Source organism: Serratia sp. BNK-17 (genome assembly GCF_048684935.1).
Classification (GTDB): domain Bacteria; phylum Pseudomonadota; class Gammaproteobacteria; order Enterobacterales; family Enterobacteriaceae; genus Serratia; species Serratia nematodiphila.
On the sequence record NZ_JBLQTR010000001.1, the window covers coordinates 3,447,431 to 3,464,707 of the forward strand.

The following is a 17,277-nucleotide window of genomic DNA, read 5'->3' on the forward strand; positions in this document are numbered from 1 at the left end:
CCGATGCTGTCGCGACGCAGGTTGTTGACCGCTCTCCTGTTGGCCCCGCTTTACGCGCGGGCCGACGCCGGCCGGCCGCCGCAAAAGCTGGCCGTGTTGGATTGGGGGCTGACGGAAATTCTGTTGGCGCTGGGGGTGACTCCGGCGGGCGTCTCGGCGCCGGATTGGTATCGCAAGCTGATCCCGACGCCTGCGCTGCCTGCGTCGGCGTTGGATCTTGGCCTGCTGTTCCAGCCCAATCTGGAAACGCTGTACGCGCTGCGGCCGGACGCGATTGTCATCACACCGCAGCATGCGTTGCTGAAGCCGGCGCTTGAACGCATCGCGCCGACGATCGCGCTGCCGGCTCATGGGCTGACGGAACTCGTCAGCGCCGCCCGGCAATTGGGCGAACGGCTTCAGCGGCAGCCTCAGGCCGCGCAGATATTGGCCAGCCTGAACGGCAAGCTGAGCCGCGCCTCGCTGCTGGCGCAGCAGGTTGAACGTCCGGCGCTGCTCGCCGCCCCGGTAGATGCGCTGCACCTGCGGGTCTACACCGCAGGCAGTCTTCCCGGCGACGTATTGGCCGCCTGCGGGCTGCGCAATGGATGGCATGGCGGCGCGGGAGCGGAAGGCAGCGTGCTGGTGGAGCTGACCCGCATTGCCGACCTGAATGCGTGGCTGATGCTGTTGACGCCTGACGATCAGCGGGAGTCGGTGTCTCAATGGCGCCAAAGCCCGCTGTGGCAACGTCTGCCGCTGACCTCAGCGCACAACCTGAACCTGATAGAAGAAAACATCAGCGATGCCGGCGCCCTGATAACCGCCGGGCGCTTTGCCGATATTTTTACCGGGATGATGATGAGGTGGCGTGATGCATGAATCTTTTTCCCGCCGTCTTTCCTGGGGGGTAATCGCCGCGTTGTGGCTGACGTCGTTGCCGTTGGCGCTGGCCGATATTCATCGGCAGGGCGGCATTGTCGCGTTGTTCTCCGAGCATAATCTCGATCCGGCGGCCATTATCCTGCATAGCATGTGGTTGCCGCGTCAGGGTATGGCGATGGTGGGGGGCGCTACGCTGGGGCTGTGCGGTTGGTTAATGCAGCGTGCGCTGCGCAATCCGTTGGCGGAGCCGATGACGCTCGGCATGACCGCCGGGGCGACGTTGGCGATGGGGCTGGCATCGTTGTGGCTGCCGTCGCTGCTGGTCGGCGCGCGCACCGCCGTGGTGATTGCCGGTGAGATAGCGGCGCTCGCGTGCGTGCTGGCGCTCAGCTGGCGTCAGCGCATGTCGCCGCTGGCGATGGTGCAGGCGGGCATCATGATCAATTTGTGGTGCGGGGCACTGACTTTGCTGATCGCCATTATCAACGATCGCTTTTTACTTCAGGTGCTGATGTGGGGAGGCGGTTCGCTGGCGGTGGAAAACGGGCAAATTCTGCTGCGGATGTTGCCGTGGCTCGCCGTCTGCGTAGTGGGCCTGTTGTTCTTGCTGCGCCCGCTTGAACTGCTGCAACTGCCGGAAACCGTGGTCAGCAGCCTCGGTGCATCGCCGGTGCGCATCCGCGCCGCCGCGGTGTTGCTGGCGCTGACCATGAGCGCCTTCATCATTAACGCCGTCGGCGTCATCGGGTTTTTGGGGCTCGCAGCGCCCCACTTGGCGCGCTTTGGCGGTGCGCGAACATCCCGGCAAATGGTGCTGCATACGGCGCTCATCGGTGCGGGCCTGCTGTGGCTGACCGATCTTTGCGTCTCTCGCGTGTCGCTGGAGAGCGGCCAACTGCTGCCCGTCGGCATGCTGACCGCACTGACCGGCGGCCCGTTGCTGATGCTGCTGGCGCGTTTTGCACGGCAGCAAAGCATCGATCTTGCACCGCCGTTGCCGGTGTCGCAGACCTCGCATCAACGACGGTTCATCTGGTTGTCGGCCGGCATTCTGGCTGCGGGGATCGTGGTCTCTTTATGTTTCGGCCATGGATTGCAGCATTGGCACTGGGCGGAAAGAGGGGAGCTGGCGAACCTGCTGCCATTGCGATTGCCACGACTGCTGGCGGCGGTGAGCGCCGGTGCGCTGCTGGCGGGGGCCGGCGTGTTGATGCAGCGGGTGAGCGGGAACCCGCTCGCCAGCCCGGAAGTGCTGGGTATCGGCGGTGGCGCGGCCATGGGGGTTACGGCCTTCGTGTTTTTGCTTCCCGCTGGCGGCAGTGGCTGGCTGTTGGCGAGTAGCCTGGGGGGCGCGCTGATAAGCCTGTTGCTGACGTTGTGGAACAGCCGTCGAAGCGACTTTAATCCGCAGCGGGTATTGCTCAATGGTTTGGCGCTGAATGCACTATGCCAGGCAGCGGTCAGCATCGTTATGCTCAACAATCTTGCCGCAAGTGCGGTGTTGTTGCCGCTGATGACGGGCAGTACCTATTACGTCGGCGCGTCGTTGGCCCAAGGCGTGTTTGTCATCACGCTGGTTCTCCTGGCGTTGATGCCGCTGTTTCGCCGCTGGCTGGTGCTGTTACCGATGGGCAACGTCGCCGGCGCGCTCGGGGTGCCATTGCCGCGCGCACGTTTCAGCGTGTTGGCTATGGCGGCAGTCATGACCGGGCTGGCGACGTTGCTGGTCGGCCCGGTGTCTTTCATCGGCCTGCTGGGGCCGCATTTGGCGCGCAAGATGGGCGCGAAAGGGCCGCTGATGCAGCTTTACACCGCTGCGCTGTTGTCATCCGCCATCATGACCGTTGCCGACTGGCTGGGGCGCAATGCCCTCTATCCGCGCCAGCTGCCGGTCGGGTTGGTTGCGTCGCTGATCGGTGTCCCCCTGCTGGTATGGCCGTTAATTCGCAATAAGACATTCCAGTCAAAACCATAAAAAGTGTGAATATGAGCAAGGAATTCGGCATGTCGGTATTGATGATGTTGTTTCGTATGGTGCGCGGTTGGCTACTGCTCGCCGTGGTCGCCGGTGTCGTCAGCGGGCTGTGCAATGCCTCTTTGCTGGCGATGATCAATCATGGTCTGACGCAATCCAATGAGGCGTCATGGCTGAGTCCGGGAGGCGATTTTGCGTTACTGACGCTGTTGATGCTGGCGACGCGCGTGGTTTCTCAAACCACGTTTATGGCGCTGGGACAAAAGGTGAAGGCGCGCTTGCGCAGCGAACTGGTGCAAGACGTCAGTGAAACGCGCTGGCTGCTGTTGGAGAAAGCGGGGATGGCAAGAACGCTGTCGGTGCTGACACAGGATCTCGATACGCTGGTAGTGTTTTTCGTCAACCTGCCCAATCTGCTGATTTTCGGCGCCGTTATCGTTGGCTGCCTGATTTACCTTGGCAGCCTGTCATTGAGCGTACTGGCGCTGGCATTGGCGGTGATTGTCTGCGGCAGCCTGGGCTACCGCGCCGCGCACGGCCCTGCGATGCGTTTGTTGCGCCGATCGCGTCAGCGGGAAGATACGTTGATTCAGCAATGCAAAAAATTGTTTGATGGTGCGAGGGAGTTTCGGCTTAACGCGGTGCGCCGCCGTCAATTTGTCAGCGGTGAACTGGCGCAAAATATTGACGCGGTTCGCCGGGAGAGAACCCGCGGTTACGTGTTGTATGGTTTGGCGAGCAGTTGGGGAAGCGCGCTGTTTTTCGCTTTCATCGGCCTGGTGTTATTCAGCTTGCGTGACGGGCTGGCTTTGGACGAACGGGCGCTTACCGGCTATATCATGGTGTTTCTGTATATGATTGTGCCGGTCGAAGGGCTGTTATCCGCGCTGCCTACCCTGGCTGGCGCGCGGGTAGCCATGCAGCGGGTTCAGTCGCTGCGCGCGCAACTCAGGCCCGAAGTTCCACAGCGCCATTTTACGCCCCCCCCTTTTGCTTCGTTGGCGTTGGATAATGTCCGTTACCAATATCAGAACGAAGAAGGGGAGCATTTCACCCTTGGCCCGCTGAATATGCACATTGCGCCCGGTGAACTCATTTTTATCGTCGGTGGCAACGGCAGCGGCAAGACGACGTTGGCAAATCTGCTGGTGGGCATTTATCCTCCTGATAACGGCGCGATTTTGCTTAACGGCGAGCCGATCAACGACGATCTTTTGGAGATGTACCGTCGGCATTTTTCGGTGGTGTTCAACGACTTCTTTCTTTTTGATGATGTGGCGTTCGTCACTGAGCGCACGCAAAAGCAGGTCGAACATTTGCTGCGCCTGCTGAAGTTAAGTCATAAAGTCAGTTTTGCCCACGGCCGTTTTTCAACAATCGCGCTCTCTCAGGGGCAAAGAAAACGGCTGGCTTTACTGCAGGCGTGGTTGGAAGAGCGCCCGGTTTATCTGTTTGATGAGTGGGCCGCCGATCAGGATCCTGAGTTTAAGGCGGTGTTTTACCTTGAACTCTTGCCGATGCTGAAGGCCGAGAGCAAAACGGTCATCGCGATTACTCACGACGATCGCTATTTCTACCTGGCGGATCGCATCATCAAGCTGGAATCGGGGCAGGTGGTCCCATCGATGAGTGGCGCGCCGTCATGATGCTCATCGTTTTCACTCAGCAAGATATTTGGCTTTATTCCCTCATGCTTGATGATTCGCCCCGGCTTTCCTCAGGAAAGTGAATGCGGTGATAGTGTACTGTTGCCCGCGGGTAAGGTAATTTGCTGATGGCAATGACGACTGACGCAGGGGCCAACGGACATGAATGAAAGGATCGACTACCACATCGAGAAATACCACTTCGCGCCGCTGGATGAAACCCCGCGGCTTGCGCGCCAGTGGAGCGAGGTGTTGAACGAGTGTCGCCAGACGCAGGCCGGGGCGGAACAGCGTCTGCGCATTGCGCTGCTCAACGTGGACTATGTGACCAGTTTCGAATTGCCGTTTCGCTTATTGCTGGTGCGGGCGCCGCAGCTGATTGCCGGCCTGCGCGATGAGCTGTCGATCAGTCAAAAAAATGTGGTGTTCAACGGCAAGCGCTTTGGCTGCGTTTACAGCCTGAAAAGCGATTTAAGCGACGTGCCTGAGGCCTTCCAATATGGCCTGTCGACCCGTATTCACCGAACTTCGGCGTCGGGCGTAGACGCGCTGCCTTACCGGGAAATCGCCAAAGCGCTCAAGGCGCCGCGTGAGCGGCTTAAGCTGGCGCTGGAGCAGGGGCTACGCGTCACGGCGCTGGACGGACTGTTCTGGTTCGGCATACAGCGCATCGCCGCAGAAGTGCGCAGGCTAAGAAAAACCGGCATGACGATCGTGACGGCGGAAACGGAGATTTTCGACACCCTGACCGGCACGACGCGCCAGGTTCCGGTATACCGGTTGGCCGATCGTTAAACGCCGCTTCCGCACAGCGGAGGTTCAAACCAAGAACCTCCTTATTAATGCTACCGCTTACCGATAGGCTTCATTCCGCGCGATGGCGTATTTGCCGCTGCCCAGCAGCAGGATGGCGAGTCCGCCCATAAAGAACACCAGCTCGTTTTCAATGCCCCAGGCGCCGACGTCGGTGACGGTGAAGACCTTGCCGGTGCCCACCATCAAAAACGCCACCACCAGCGTAAAGGCGTAAACCAGCGCGGCGGGGCGGGTGAACAGCCCCAAAATGATCAGGATCGGCGCCAGGATCTCCCCCACATACACGCCATAGGCGATGAAGGCGGGTAGCCCCTGTTCCTGCAACGCCCCGGCGATCCAGCCGACGCCGTGCTGAATCTTCGCCACGCCGTGAAACAGCATTAGCCCGCCGAAGGTTAGCCTGAGCGCCAATTTGCCGGCGTCCGGGTGGTCAAAAAAGCGAGTGAATGCCGCATTGAGTGACTTAACCATGGCTTTTTCTCCTGAATAGGAATGATTTTCAATCAATATATCAGCCGGATGAATGCGAAAGCTGTTCTGGATCAGGAAAACGGCGGGCTTGGCGTTAAATCGCCGGGCGAGGCCGGCGGTGCGGCCTGATTTTTAGGTGGAATGACCTGTGCGCACCGGCCGAACCGGGGATGAGAAAAGTCATCGGCAGAGGTGGCCCGCCGCGTAGCCCATCTCTTTTCTGTATGTGTTGGCTACCCGATTTGCGTTTTCATCAAGGATTGTCAAAGGACAGGCAACGTAAAGATTCATAAGGTTTTTTTGCAGCAATGAAAAGGTGCGCGTTTTCGCTTTAATAACCCAATAGAGTTACCTTTATTTTTATTTTGAACCGCTAAATCATTAACGCTTTTTTTCGGCCTTTTTATTGGGAATTATCTTGCTTATTTTGTCTTGCGAAAGTTGATCCTGTGGGGCGTACGGCCAGTGGCGGGTTTTATTTTTATAGATTTTCTTATTTTTTGATGGCAATTCAATGCCGAAGAGAATGAGGGAGATTGACTGAGGGGGTTGTGAGGGGGGTGTAAATTCCCATGAACTATTTTTCCTGGCGTAAAAGTAATCGATTCAGTGCTGTTTTAAGTTATTGAATTGTTTGTTTTATGTATATTGATTTGTTATTTTTTTATTAAAAAAATAATATTTTTTCTTGATATTGGGTTTGCCTTTGCTAGTATCAAATTAGTGGTCTTATCAGTTAGGGAAACATTTCTTGTAAATGGAACAGATCGCTGGTCTTAACACGGTTCCTGTCGTTGCTGCGCTTACGTGGTTATTTTGCCGTTATAGTAAATGATATCTCTAATGCCACTTTAGTCTGCGAGACTCTTTACCGCAGTGGTGCTTTTGCCGCGGTAAGCCGTATGAGAACACACACGAAGGGGAATTGAATCTTAAATTATCCTGATTATTACCCTGAGTTAACTATAAAAGAATGATGCTTTATCCACCAGGCTGTTTGTGTACCAATAGGTATTCGGTGCACCACGGCGGAATGTTAATCTGTGCTTTAGCTTTAAAATTAATAATCAAAACTCTCGCCAAATTGTTTATTTTCACACCAGGTTTCGCATGTGTAAGTACTGAGTGCTGGAAATGAAAGTCACACTGCCATCGTCTTCTATTGATCATTGCGTGCTACCCGCTTGCAAGAAACGACTGGCTGTCATGGTTTTATGAAAAAATTTCACTATTTACTGTAGTTATCATTTGCTAATTAAATTATTTGTATCCAGTGGTATTACTGGAATTATCCTACCAAGGATGAAACGTTGTTTTTAGGGCAGTTTTTGATTTTTTTCCTATTCTTAGCTTGCATAATTATTGTTTTTAATTTATTGATTTTAAAAGGAAAAAATAAATATGCAAATGTAAAATAGTTTAAACCGATCACTGTTATTCTATTGATAGGTTCAACCTATTATTTTTGTTAATATTAATACATCTAAACAATTTGCGAGCTTGGTGACGACTAACTTACGCTAAAAGGACTCTGGGAAAGACTGGCGAACGTAAAAGCCCGCTTTATTAGGCTTTATGTTTCTAGTGCTGATTGAAAAGGATATCAGGCCATGAATGAAGTCATCTCAACGGAAGTGAATGGCGTCGAATTTGATCCACGATACAGTGAAATTGAATTCACGCTTTCGGAATATGACAGCCAAACCGATCCGCTTAATGCCGTAGACAATGCGCGTGATATCAATTGGCACGCCATTCGCGAGCAGTCTGCCGCGTTGCTGGAACAGTGCTTCGATTTACATGTCGTGCTGTGGTTTATGCGCGCCAATCTTCATATCGACGGTTTTTCGGCCTTCTACCAGGGCATTAAGGATATTGACGCCAAATATGCCGAGGAGGGCGCCACCATTTTCCCTCAGGCGGACATGGAACCCTCATCGGACAGCTTTCATGCGGCCGCATTAGGGTGGCTCGCCACATCGTCCTGTCTGCACGAAATCAAGAACAGCAAGATTTTTCCCGACACGCCGTTAACCACCGACGAGCTGCTGAATATGCGGCTTGACGAGCAGGAAGGCAAAAGCCTGCATTTTTCGGAGGTGGTAAAGGTGCTGGGGCAAGCCGACAGTTATTTTGCCGGCAGAAATCTGCCTTCGCTGAAAGAGCAATTGGCGCTGGAAATCGATGCGCTGGAGCGCGTCGAGAATTACGCCAATCTGCAGGCTGAAGATTATCGTTTGGACTGTCGGCAGGTGCGCGACTATTTGAAACAGTTCAGCCGCCAGCTGGCTTCACTGGAACAGCAGGAATTGCCGGCTGAACGGGATGACGCGGAGATTGACTCGCCGGATGCTGACGCGCCTGTCGTCATGCCCGGCAAATATATCCGTTCCCGGCAGGATGTCATCTTGCTGTTGGATCAGGTTTTGGACTATTTCCAAAACTATGAGCCCAGCCATCCGGCCCCCATTCTTATTCGACGTTCACAAAAAATGATCGGTATGGACTTCGCGACGATTGTTGAGGAGCTTTTGCCGGAATCTCTGGCCTCGTTAAATCAATTGTCCGGGAAGTAATTTTTATCACAAAGGAGTTTTCCAATGGCTAAGGACTCAAGCTCTCAGAAATTTATCGGTAAAAATAACGCGCCGCGCGTGCAAATTGAATATGACGTAGAGCTTTACGGTTCACAAAAGAAAGTGGAGTTGCCCTTTGTTACGGGGGTCATGTCCGATCTCTCTGGGCATCGGAAAAAGCCTTTGCTGCCGATCGAAGAGCGGAAATTCCTGACCTTTGATCAGGACAACTTCAACGATCGCATGCGCGCCATCAAGCCTCGTCTGCAATTTTACGTAGAGAACACCCTGAGCGAAGACGATGCGTTGCTGGACGTGGAATTGGAGTTTGAATCGATGGATGACTTCACGCCTGGCGCCATCGCCAAACGGGTTCCGCAGATGCAACGCCTGCTTGAAGCCCGGGAGCATCTCACGGAGCTGATCACCTATATGGATGGTAAATCCAGCGCGGAAGAAGTGGTGAAGAATCTGCTGGAGAAACCCGATTTTCTGCATCGTTTGGTGACGGATGCGCGTAAAACGGTCGCGGATGCGGAACAGGATGTGCAGGATCCCGGCAATAAAGGAGATGAGGAATGAGAGCGAGGCAACGACGCTATTCGGCTAAGCAGCAGGCTACGGCAGTCGCTGAAGTTGAAACGCAGGACACGGAAAATGAGCTTGACGGTTTGCTCAAGCGTTCATTCCGGCCCAGAACGAACGAGGCTTCGGAAGCGGTTCGTCGGGCTATCGGCACGCTGTCCGAATATGCCAACAAAGGCAAGGTCAAGGTCAGTCAGGATGTCGTATTGACCATTGAATCGTTGATTGCCCAGATCGACGAACAGCTTTCGCAACAGATGAACAATATCTTGCACCACAAGGAGTTCCAGAAGCTGGAGTCCGCCTGGCAAGGTCTGAGTTATCTGGTCGATAACACCAACGTCAGCGAAACGCTCAAGATCCGGGTGTTGAACATCAGTCAGGATGAGCTGACGCGCAATTTGCGGCGCTATCGGGGCTCCGCCTGGGATCAAAGCCCGGTGTTCAAACAGATTTACGAACAGGAATATGGTCAGTTCGGCGGCGAGCCGTTCGGTTGCATCATCGGTGATTTTGAATTCGATCACAGCCCGATGAGCGTCACGCTGCTGACCGAGTTGGCGAAAATTTCCGCGGCGTCGCACTGTCCGTTCATTTCCGCCGCGTCGCCGTCGCTGCTGCAGATGAGCAAGTGGAACGAACTGGGCAACCCGCGGGATATCGGCAAGATTTTCACCACGCCGGAATATGCGTCCTGGCGCCGCCTGCGCGAAAGCAACGACTCGCGTTACCTGGTGTTGACGATGCCGCGTTTCCTGTCGCGTTTGCCTTATGGGGCGAAAACCAACCCGATCGAAGAGTTCGCTTTCGAGGAGTCCGTCAGGCCGGATGTGGATGATGATTTTTCCTGGGCCAACTCGGCGTATGCGATGGGCGTCAACATCAACCGCGCGTTCCATGAGTACGGCTGGTGTTCGAAGATTCGCGGCATCGAATCCGGCGGCTCGGTGGAAGAACTGCCCGCCTACGCGTTTCCTTCCGATGAGGGCGGATATGAACTGACGTGCCCGACGGAAGTGGCCATTTCCGATCGGCGCGAGCAAGAGCTTTCCGACGCCGGGTTCTTGCCCCTGGTCTATCGCAAGCATTCCGATTTCGCCGCTTTTATCGGTTCTTGCACCATGCACGCGCCGGCGAAATACGAGGATCCCGACGCGACGGCCAACGCCAAGCTGTCTTCGCGCTTGCCTTATATTTTCGCCACGTGCCGATTCGCGCACTATTTGAAATGCATCGTGCGCGACAAAATCGGTTCTTTTCGGTCCAGGGACGATATGCAGCTGTGGCTGAATGACTGGCTGATGAACTATGTCGATGGCGATCCTTCCGTATCGACCGAGGCGACCAAGGCGCGTCGTCCATTAGCCGCCGCCGAGGTGCGCGTTGAAGATGTGGAAGACGATCCGGGTTATTACCGCGCGCATTTCTATTTGCGCCCGCATTACCAGTTGGAAGGCATGACCGTGTCCTTGCGACTTGTATCAAAACTTCCGTCAGCCAAAAAAGATGGGAGCAGATAAGTTACGGCTGGTCATTGGTTTGGATATTGCCGACGTTAATTATTAAATGGCGTTGGTGGGAATTGATATTTCATTGAAATTTAGTGGCGCTGTTTTTTACGCTATTGCTATTTATTAATGGCTAATGGGTTCTCATTGTCGCTATTTCAATGATCGCGTAGGCAATATAACGACTTATCTGAATAGACTTTTCAATTAACGAAGTAGACCTATCAGTCAAGGAGACAAAAAATGAGCACGAAAGCTTTAGTAGACTATTTTTTGAAAATTGAGGGTGTTGATGGTGAATCACCCGACCAAACCTACCCTGGCTGGATTCAGCTGCAAGCCTGGCAATGGGCGGAAGAAAACGCCGGCCGTTGGGGGTTCGGGAGCGGCGGCGGTTCAGGCAAAGTCGAGATGAAAGACTTTGAGTTTCGCATGGTGAGCAACAAGGCTTCGCCGAAACTGTTCCTGATGTGCGCCACCGGCGAGCATATTCCTCAGGCAAAACTTGTTTGCCGTAAATCAGGCCAGGGTCAGCAAGACTTCATTGCCGTGACCTTCAGCAACTGCCTGGTTTCCTCATTCAAGACCGTGGGTAATATGCCGCTGAATTCCACCATCGGTACTGAAATCGATACCGTGCTGCCAACCGACGTTATCAAGCTGAATTTCGCACGTATCGAAGTTGAGTACAAAGAGCAAAACAATGATGGCTCCATGGGTGCGGTAATTAAGACGGGGTATGACCTCAAGCTTAATGCCCGTATCTGATCATTGATGTCACAACACTAATTGCAGGCTGTCTGCCCGCAGCGATTGCGGGCAGACATAAGCCTTATCGCGAGGTGTTAAATGAAAGCGTCATTGCCCATGCTATTCGATAAGCTCAGCGTGAGACATCAAAGCGCCAGCGCCGATAATTGGAGGCGTGTTTTGGTGCGTGATATCGAATTTTTACTGAATGACGCATCGCGCAGCGCTGATTTGAAACTTCATGATTATGCGCACAGCGAAAGTTCGGTATTGAATTATGGCCTGCCGTCGCTGAGCCAACGCATACCGATTAATACCGATCCGTTAACGCTGGCGAGACATATACAAAGAATCATTACTTCGTTTGAGCCGCGTCTGGATCCGAAAACGATTCGTGTGGTGCCTGTAGTGAATGAACGCCAATCGTATGTGCTGGCGATTTTATTCGATATTTATGGCACCTGCTCATTACCGGGTGACGAAATGCTGGTTAATTTGCGCATCGCTCTTGATTATTCCTGTGGCGCCGTACACGTATTTGATTAATAGGGGTGACTATGTTCAGTGAGCGCTTTCTCCAATTATATAATGATGAGCTGCGTTATTTTCGCGAGGCCGGTCGTCAGTTCGCCTCTTCTCATCCCCAGGTCGCCCAGCATTTAGGCATGCATATCGACGGCGTGCTGGATCCTTTCGTTGAGCGTCTGTTGGAGGGCTCCGCGTTCCTTTGCACCCGCATCCAGGAAAAGCTGAACAATGAGCAGCCGGAATTTGCCCTGCAAATGCTCTCACGCCTGGCGCCGCTGTGGTATACGCCGGTTCCCGCAATCGCCACCGTCGCGATTAAGCCCGATCTCTCTTTTCCCCAGTGGCACAGCCAGGTTGACCTGCCGCGCGGGAGCCGCATGACCCTCAACGATATCTCGCTGAACAACAAACCCGCCACGTTCACCACGGCGCGGCATATTAAAGTGCAGCCCGTTGAGATTTCACTGGCGGAATGCGAGATTTTGCCGCCGCACCATTTGCCTGACGGCGCCGCCAGACACATGCAGGATTGCTCGGCCTACGTCAGGATATGCCTGACGACGCACGGCGTGCTTCCCGTCTCGGAGCTGGATCTCGAGCCGCTGCACCTGACGCTGGCGGAAGATACGGTGCGGGCCAATCAACTGCTGGCCGCGTTGCTTAATCGCACCTTGCGCATCGTGCTATGGGCGAAAAGCGACGACCGGCCAATCTTCAAAGTCCTGCCGCCGGGCAGCTTGCGCCTGGGCGGCGTCAGCGATGAAGAAGCCTTGTTGCCCACCGTGGTGGGGGAACTGCCCGGCAACCGGCTGATGCGTGAATACTTCGCCGCGCCAAGCCGCTTCTTCAGCCTGGAGCTGCATGGCGTGCAGGATTTTCTGCGCCAATGTGAACGCGTTCACGAGTTCGAGATCTTGTTCGCGCTGGAGCAACGCCCACTCACTCTGATCGGTCGCGTCAACGCCAGGGATTTTCATCTTTTCGCGACCCCGGTCATCAACCTGTATCGCCGCCATTGCTCGCCGGTGCTGCTGACGGATGAGCGCACGGAGCACCAGCTGGTGGTCGATCGTTTGAACACCTCGCTGTATGAGATACACAGCGTAAAACAGGTGAAAGGCATGCTGCCCGACGGCAACCCGGTGATTTTCTCTTCGCTGCAGGCCGACGTGCAGTACGACTGCGAGCGGGAGCCGGCCGGTTATACGCTGCACCGTCGCCGGGAGCCGTCGCCCTCCAAGTACAACAATCCGCACCTGCCCAACGAAGATACCTTCATCGCCATCTCGCCGGGAAAAAGCGGCATCGACATCGACGACATCACGTCGCTCAGCGTCGAGGCGCTGGTCTGCGAACGGCATCTGGTGCCGGCGCACCTTCAGCAGCCGCATTTCCAGCTGGAAACGGCGATGCCGATCCACCAGGTGGAGATCGTCCGCTACCCGAGCAACCCGGTCGCGGTACCGAACATAAGCCAGGCGTGGCAGGCGATTCAGATGCTGGCCTCCAATCCTCTGCGCCATGCGCGCCCCGACGTTCAGGATTGTTCAGCGCTGTTGCGCGACTGGCTGTCGTTGTTCTGCCATCAGGATGACTCCAGCCAGCGCAAGCGCATCGCCAGCATCAAAAATGCCTGGGTGGAGCACCACTTCGAACGCAATCAGGGGCCGGGGCCGCTGGCCTGGATCCGCGGAGCCGAGATCGCCGTCAACTTAAGCGCCAACCATCATGCCGACCACGGCGCCTATCTGTTCGGCAAAATATTGCACCACGCGTTGAGCCAATACGGCGACCTGAACCAAACGTTAAGCATGAAGCTGTTGCTGGATGGGGAAACCCACGCCGACTGGGGGGCGCTCTACTATGGCTGATATGTCGTTGATGCGTGAAACGGCGCTCTCGTTGGAACAGGCGCCGACGCCGGGGGCGCAAAGCGAAAGCGCGGGCCAGGCCGAAATCCGCGGGCTGTCCAATCGACAGGATTTTTTCGAGCTGCTGCGGCGTATCGAACGCGCGCAGCCGGATGCGCCGCGGCTCGGCGTCTCCAACGATCGCAGCCGCGAAAGGCTCTGCATTACCCAGCCGGCGGATATGGCGTTCGCTTCGCGTGAAATCGCCTCTATCGTGCAGCGCCCTAAGCAAGTGCTGATCCAGGCGCGGCATTTCGGCATGTTCGCCCCCTACGGCCCGCTGCCGATCCATGTGACCGAGCACGCGCGCACCGAAGTCATCGCCAGACGCAACCAGGCGTTTCAGCAGTTCGTCGGCATCGTCAGCCAGCGCTTCGCCGTATTGCACTACCGGGCCTGGGCGCAGCTGAAGGCGATGATCGGCCATGAGCATGACGATGACAAAAACCCGTTCTTGCGCCATTTGCGCCAGACGGTGGGCGTCGATACGGCGCTGACGGTGAACCCGCATATCCAGCGCCTGCGCGAGGCGTACCCCGGCACTTATTTGCCCGGTCGCCGCTCGCTGCGGCAGCTCAACAAGATGTTGGCGGCCTATTTCGCCGTTCCCATCACGATTACGCCGCGCTACGCCAAGTGGATCGACGACGGCAAGCAAAGCGGCAGCCAAAAGCTGGGCAAGTTGGGCAGCACGCGCATCGGCAGCCGCTTTTTCGATGCCCAGTACGGCGCGCATATTCAGATCGGCCCGCTGGGGGCCCCGCAGTATCAGCAGTATCAGCGCGGCAGCCGGCGGCTGCAGGCGCTGGTGAGTATCTGTCATGACTTTACGAGCCATCAGCTGATGCTGGATGTCAGCCTGCTGATCGCCACGGAGCCGGGCATGGCGGCGCAGCTGGGCGGCAAGTCGCTGAGTAAAGACAGCTGGCTGAAACCTAAGACAGGGACGTTTAGGCAGCTGGTTTATCAATCAACAACTTAATATAAGGAAATTTAAGGTGTATCAACGAGAACGTCTTTTTTCGCGATTGGGCCACTTTGCCTATCAGTCGTTCGTCGAAGCGACCAAGCTGTGCCGAACCTTCAGGCACGAATACGTGGAGCTGGAACACTGGCTGAAAGTCCTGGTGGACAAGGAACGCGGCGACTTGCCGCTGATCCTGGCGCACTACGCCATCAACAGTCAGCGCATCAGCGATGCGTTGGATCGCATTCTTCATACCTTGCCTAACCGCACGAATGCGGTGGTGGATCTGTCGACGCAACTGGAAACGGTGGTGGAAAGAGGGCTGCTGATGAGCCAGCTCGCCGAAACGCCGTCCGGCGGGGTGCGCACCATTCATATCCTGGTCGGCATTCTGCAGGATCCCACGTTGCAGCGCAGCCTGTACCGGCTGAGCGACGAGTTCAAAAAACTGCCGATCCCGCAGCTGTTCGATGATTATCCGGCGATTCTGGCGGAGTCCGTCGAGCATGAGGAAGAGGAAGAAGAGGTCTACAGCGCCCACGGCGATGCGCCGGAGGCGTCCGAGACGGTCGATATTCTCGATAAATGGTGCGCCGATCTGACCCGCCAGGCGCGCGACGGTGAAATCGACCCGGTGATTGGCCGCGAAGCGGAGCTGCGCCAGGTGATCGACATCTTGCTGCGTCGCCGGCAGAACAACCCGATTTTGGTGGGCGAAGCCGGGGTCGGCAAAACGGCGGTGGCGGAAGCGCTGGCCTGCAAGATAGCCCAGGGGCAGGTGCCGCCGCTGCTGCAGGGCGCCCGGCTGCTGTCTTTGGATCTGGGGCGCATGCAGGCCGGGGCGAGCATGAGGGGCGAATTCGAATCGCGCCTGAAAGCGCTGATCGACGCCATCGCGCATTCGGCGGTGCCGGTGATCCTGTTTTGCGACGAGGCGCATACGCTGGTGGGCGCCGGCGGGCAGGCCGGCACCGGCGACGCCGTCAACCTGTTGAAACCGATGCTGGCCAGGGGGGCGCTGCGCATGGTGGCGGCGACCACCTGGTCGGAATACAAACAGTTTATTGAGCCGGACGCCGCGCTGACGCGCCGTTTCCAGTACGTGTTGGTTTCTGAACCCGACGAAGAGAATGCGGTGAACATGATGCGCGCCATCGCCCCGCATTTTGCGCAGCACCACAGCGTCAAGATCCGCGAGTCGGCGCTGCAGGCGGCGGTGCATTTGTCGCTGCGCCATCTGCCGTCGCGGCAACTGCCGGACAAAGCCATCAGCCTGCTGGATACCGCCTGCGCGCGGGTGGCGCTGAGCCAGCATGCGCTGCCTGAAAAAATCGAGTCGCTCGAGGCCGGGTTGGCGGTGAAGCGCACCGAAATGAACGGCCTGCAGGAGGAAAGCAAATTCGACGATCTGGCGCTCAGCCGCATCACTGAATTGCAGCAGACCCTCAGCGATATGGAAGGCGAACTGGCTGTGCTGCGTCAGCGGCAGGCGCAGGAGCAACAGGCGGTCACCACCTTGCTCGACGCGGAGCGGCAGTCGCCGGAGCGCTTGCCGCAGTTGGCCTCCGAGCTGGGAGCCTTGCAAGACGGCGGTCTGCCGTTGGTGTATCCGTGGGTGGATGACCGCGTCGTGGCGGAAGTGTTGTCGGATTGGACCGGCATCCCCACCGGCCGCATGCTGCAAAGCGATCTGGACAATGCGCTCAATCTCAATCAACTGCTGAGCCGCCAGATATTCGGCCAGCAGACGGCGATCGATGAAATCGCGCAGGCGGTGCGCATCTCCCGCGCCGGCATTCAGGCGCACGATCGGCCATTGGGCGTTTTCATGCTGTCCGGCCCGAGCGGCGTCGGCAAAACGGAGACCGCGTTTGCGCTGGCGGAGGCGATGTACGGCGGCGCGCATAACCTGATCGTCTTCAATATGAGCGAGTTTCAGGAATCGCATACCGTTTCCACCCTGAAAGGGGCGCCGCCGGGCTATGTCGGCTACGGCAAGGGCGGCAAGTTGACGGAGGCGGTGCGCCGCAAACCTTATTCCATCGTCTTGCTCGACGAATTCGACAAGGCGCATCCCGATATCCACGAGGCGTTTTATCAAGTCTTCGACAAGGGCGTGATGGAAGACGGTGAGGGCCGCATGATCAGCTTCCGCCAGTGTTTCATTTTAATGACGAGCAATATCGGCGCCGGCGAAATAGAAGCGACGCTGGCGGAAACGCCGGATCTGAAAACCGAAGCGCTGCGGCCGATGTTGCACGACGTGCTGGCGCGCTTCTTCCCGGCGGCGCTGTTGGCGCGCATGAACGTCATTCCCTACGTGCCGCTTTCTACCGAAGCGATAACCCATATCGCCACCAAACAGATTTCGCGTTTACAACAGCGTTTGCACAAAGAAGTGGGCGTGTCGCTGGTGCTGGAAGGCGACATTCCAGGCTGGATAGCCAAACGCATCAGCGCCCATCCTTCGCGCGGCAGAGCGGTCGAGTCGCTGTTGCAGCAGGCGATTTTGCCGCCCATCAGCAATGAAGTGCTGAAGCGCAAACGGACGGGACAGGAACTGCAGAATATCCAACTCATGGTCGAGAACGATAGTTTAAGTGTTTATTTCGACTGATTTTTAATTTGCCGCCGGCCCGTAAACGCGGGGCGGGGTTCGATATCGGATCAGAGAGGTTGTT

General features: G+C 56.3%; 13 protein-coding genes. 12 read left to right on the plus strand and 1 reads right to left on the minus strand.

Annotated features, from left to right (window positions below; genetic code table 11):
• Positions 1–21 precede the first annotated feature (21 nt).
• From ACMGF7_RS16365 to ACMGF7_RS16380, 4 genes are all read left to right on the plus strand, one after another.
• Positions 22–861, plus strand: coding sequence for an iron-siderophore ABC transporter substrate-binding protein (locus ACMGF7_RS16365; RefSeq protein WP_239504338.1), 840 nt, complete (start codon positions 22–24; stop codon positions 859–861).
• A complete protein-coding gene (gene fhuB, locus ACMGF7_RS16370) occupies positions 854–2,839 on the plus strand; it encodes a Fe(3+)-hydroxamate ABC transporter permease FhuB (RefSeq protein WP_049240778.1) in 1,986 nt (661 codons plus the stop codon). The genes ACMGF7_RS16365 and fhuB overlap by 8 nt, the downstream gene beginning before the upstream one ends.
• A 44-nt stretch (positions 2,840–2,883) precedes the next feature.
• Entirely contained in the window at positions 2,884–4,485 is a 1,602-nt protein-coding gene (locus tag ACMGF7_RS16375; RefSeq protein ID WP_273874563.1) for a cyclic peptide export ABC transporter, read from the plus strand.
• Positions 4,486–4,647: 162 nt separating this feature from the next.
• Positions 4,648–5,280 carry a helix-turn-helix domain-containing protein gene (locus ACMGF7_RS16380; protein WP_049240774.1) on the plus strand — a complete coding sequence of 211 codons (633 nt, stop codon included), beginning with the start codon at positions 4,648–4,650 and terminating at the stop codon, positions 5,278–5,280.
• A gap of 57 nt (positions 5,281–5,337) precedes the next feature.
• Here ACMGF7_RS16380 and ACMGF7_RS16385 read toward each other — a convergent pair whose 3' ends face one another.
• On the minus strand, positions 5,338–5,772 hold the full coding sequence (locus tag ACMGF7_RS16385; RefSeq protein WP_015378393.1) for a DoxX family protein: 435 nt from the start codon (positions 5,770–5,772) through the stop codon (positions 5,338–5,340).
• Positions 5,773–7,382: 1,610 nt separating this feature from the next.
• Here ACMGF7_RS16385 and ACMGF7_RS16390 point away from each other — a divergent pair.
• From ACMGF7_RS16390 to tssH, 8 genes are all read left to right on the plus strand, one after another.
• Complete coding sequence (locus ACMGF7_RS16390) at positions 7,383–8,348, plus strand: ImpA family type VI secretion system protein (RefSeq protein WP_164095692.1); 966 nt, start codon at positions 7,383–7,385, stop codon at positions 8,346–8,348.
• A gap of 24 nt (positions 8,349–8,372) precedes the next feature.
• Positions 8,373–8,930 (plus strand): type VI secretion system contractile sheath small subunit, encoded by a 558-nt coding sequence (gene tssB, locus ACMGF7_RS16395; protein ID WP_004935376.1) that lies wholly within the window; start codon positions 8,373–8,375, stop codon positions 8,928–8,930.
• Positions 8,927–10,453: a type VI secretion system contractile sheath large subunit gene (tssC, locus tag ACMGF7_RS16400; RefSeq protein WP_004935371.1), complete on the plus strand. Its 1,527-nt coding sequence runs from the start codon at positions 8,927–8,929 to the stop codon at positions 10,451–10,453. The genes tssB and tssC overlap by 4 nt, the downstream gene beginning before the upstream one ends.
• 231 nt (positions 10,454–10,684) lie before the next feature.
• A complete protein-coding gene (locus tag ACMGF7_RS16405; RefSeq protein ID WP_004935369.1) occupies positions 10,685–11,209 on the plus strand; it encodes an Hcp family type VI secretion system effector in 525 nt (174 codons plus the stop codon).
• A gap of 81 nt (positions 11,210–11,290) precedes the next feature.
• Complete coding sequence (locus ACMGF7_RS16410; protein ID WP_015378391.1) at positions 11,291–11,737, plus strand: type VI secretion system baseplate subunit TssE; 447 nt, start codon at positions 11,291–11,293, stop codon at positions 11,735–11,737.
• An 11-nt stretch (positions 11,738–11,748) separates the two neighbouring features.
• Positions 11,749–13,590, plus strand: a complete 1,842-nt coding sequence (gene tssF / locus ACMGF7_RS16415) for a type VI secretion system baseplate subunit TssF (RefSeq protein WP_273874392.1) — start codon at positions 11,749–11,751, stop codon at positions 13,588–13,590.
• Positions 13,583–14,611 (plus strand): type VI secretion system baseplate subunit TssG, encoded by a 1,029-nt coding sequence (gene tssG, locus ACMGF7_RS16420; RefSeq protein WP_004935359.1) that lies wholly within the window; start codon positions 13,583–13,585, stop codon positions 14,609–14,611. The genes tssF and tssG overlap by 8 nt, the downstream gene beginning before the upstream one ends.
• A gap of 16 nt (positions 14,612–14,627) precedes the next feature.
• Positions 14,628–17,213, plus strand: a complete 2,586-nt coding sequence (gene tssH, locus ACMGF7_RS16425; protein ID WP_197763429.1) for a type VI secretion system ATPase TssH — start codon at positions 14,628–14,630, stop codon at positions 17,211–17,213.
• Positions 17,214–17,277: the final 64 nt, after the last annotated feature.

Coding starts and splice junctions, on each gene's coding strand:
- fhuB (WP_049240778.1), top strand. CDS start 854: ATGCATGAATCTTTTTCCCGCCGTCTTTCCTGGGGGGTAATCGCCGCG.
- ACMGF7_RS16375 (WP_273874563.1), top strand. CDS start 2,884: ATGTTGTTTCGTATGGTGCGCGGTTGGCTACTGCTCGCCGTGGTCGCC.
- ACMGF7_RS16380 (WP_049240774.1), top strand. CDS start 4,648: ATGAATGAAAGGATCGACTACCACATCGAGAAATACCACTTCGCGCCG.
- ACMGF7_RS16385 (WP_015378393.1), bottom strand. CDS start 5,772: ATGGTTAAGTCACTCAATGCGGCATTCACTCGCTTTTTTGACCACCCG.
- ACMGF7_RS16390 (WP_164095692.1), top strand. CDS start 7,383: ATGAATGAAGTCATCTCAACGGAAGTGAATGGCGTCGAATTTGATCCA.
- tssB (WP_004935376.1), top strand. CDS start 8,373: ATGGCTAAGGACTCAAGCTCTCAGAAATTTATCGGTAAAAATAACGCG.
- tssC (WP_004935371.1), top strand. CDS start 8,927: ATGAGAGCGAGGCAACGACGCTATTCGGCTAAGCAGCAGGCTACGGCA.
- ACMGF7_RS16405 (WP_004935369.1), top strand. CDS start 10,685: ATGAGCACGAAAGCTTTAGTAGACTATTTTTTGAAAATTGAGGGTGTT.
- ACMGF7_RS16410 (WP_015378391.1), top strand. CDS start 11,291: ATGAAAGCGTCATTGCCCATGCTATTCGATAAGCTCAGCGTGAGACAT.
- tssF (WP_273874392.1), top strand. CDS start 11,749: ATGTTCAGTGAGCGCTTTCTCCAATTATATAATGATGAGCTGCGTTAT.
- tssG (WP_004935359.1), top strand. CDS start 13,583: ATGGCTGATATGTCGTTGATGCGTGAAACGGCGCTCTCGTTGGAACAG.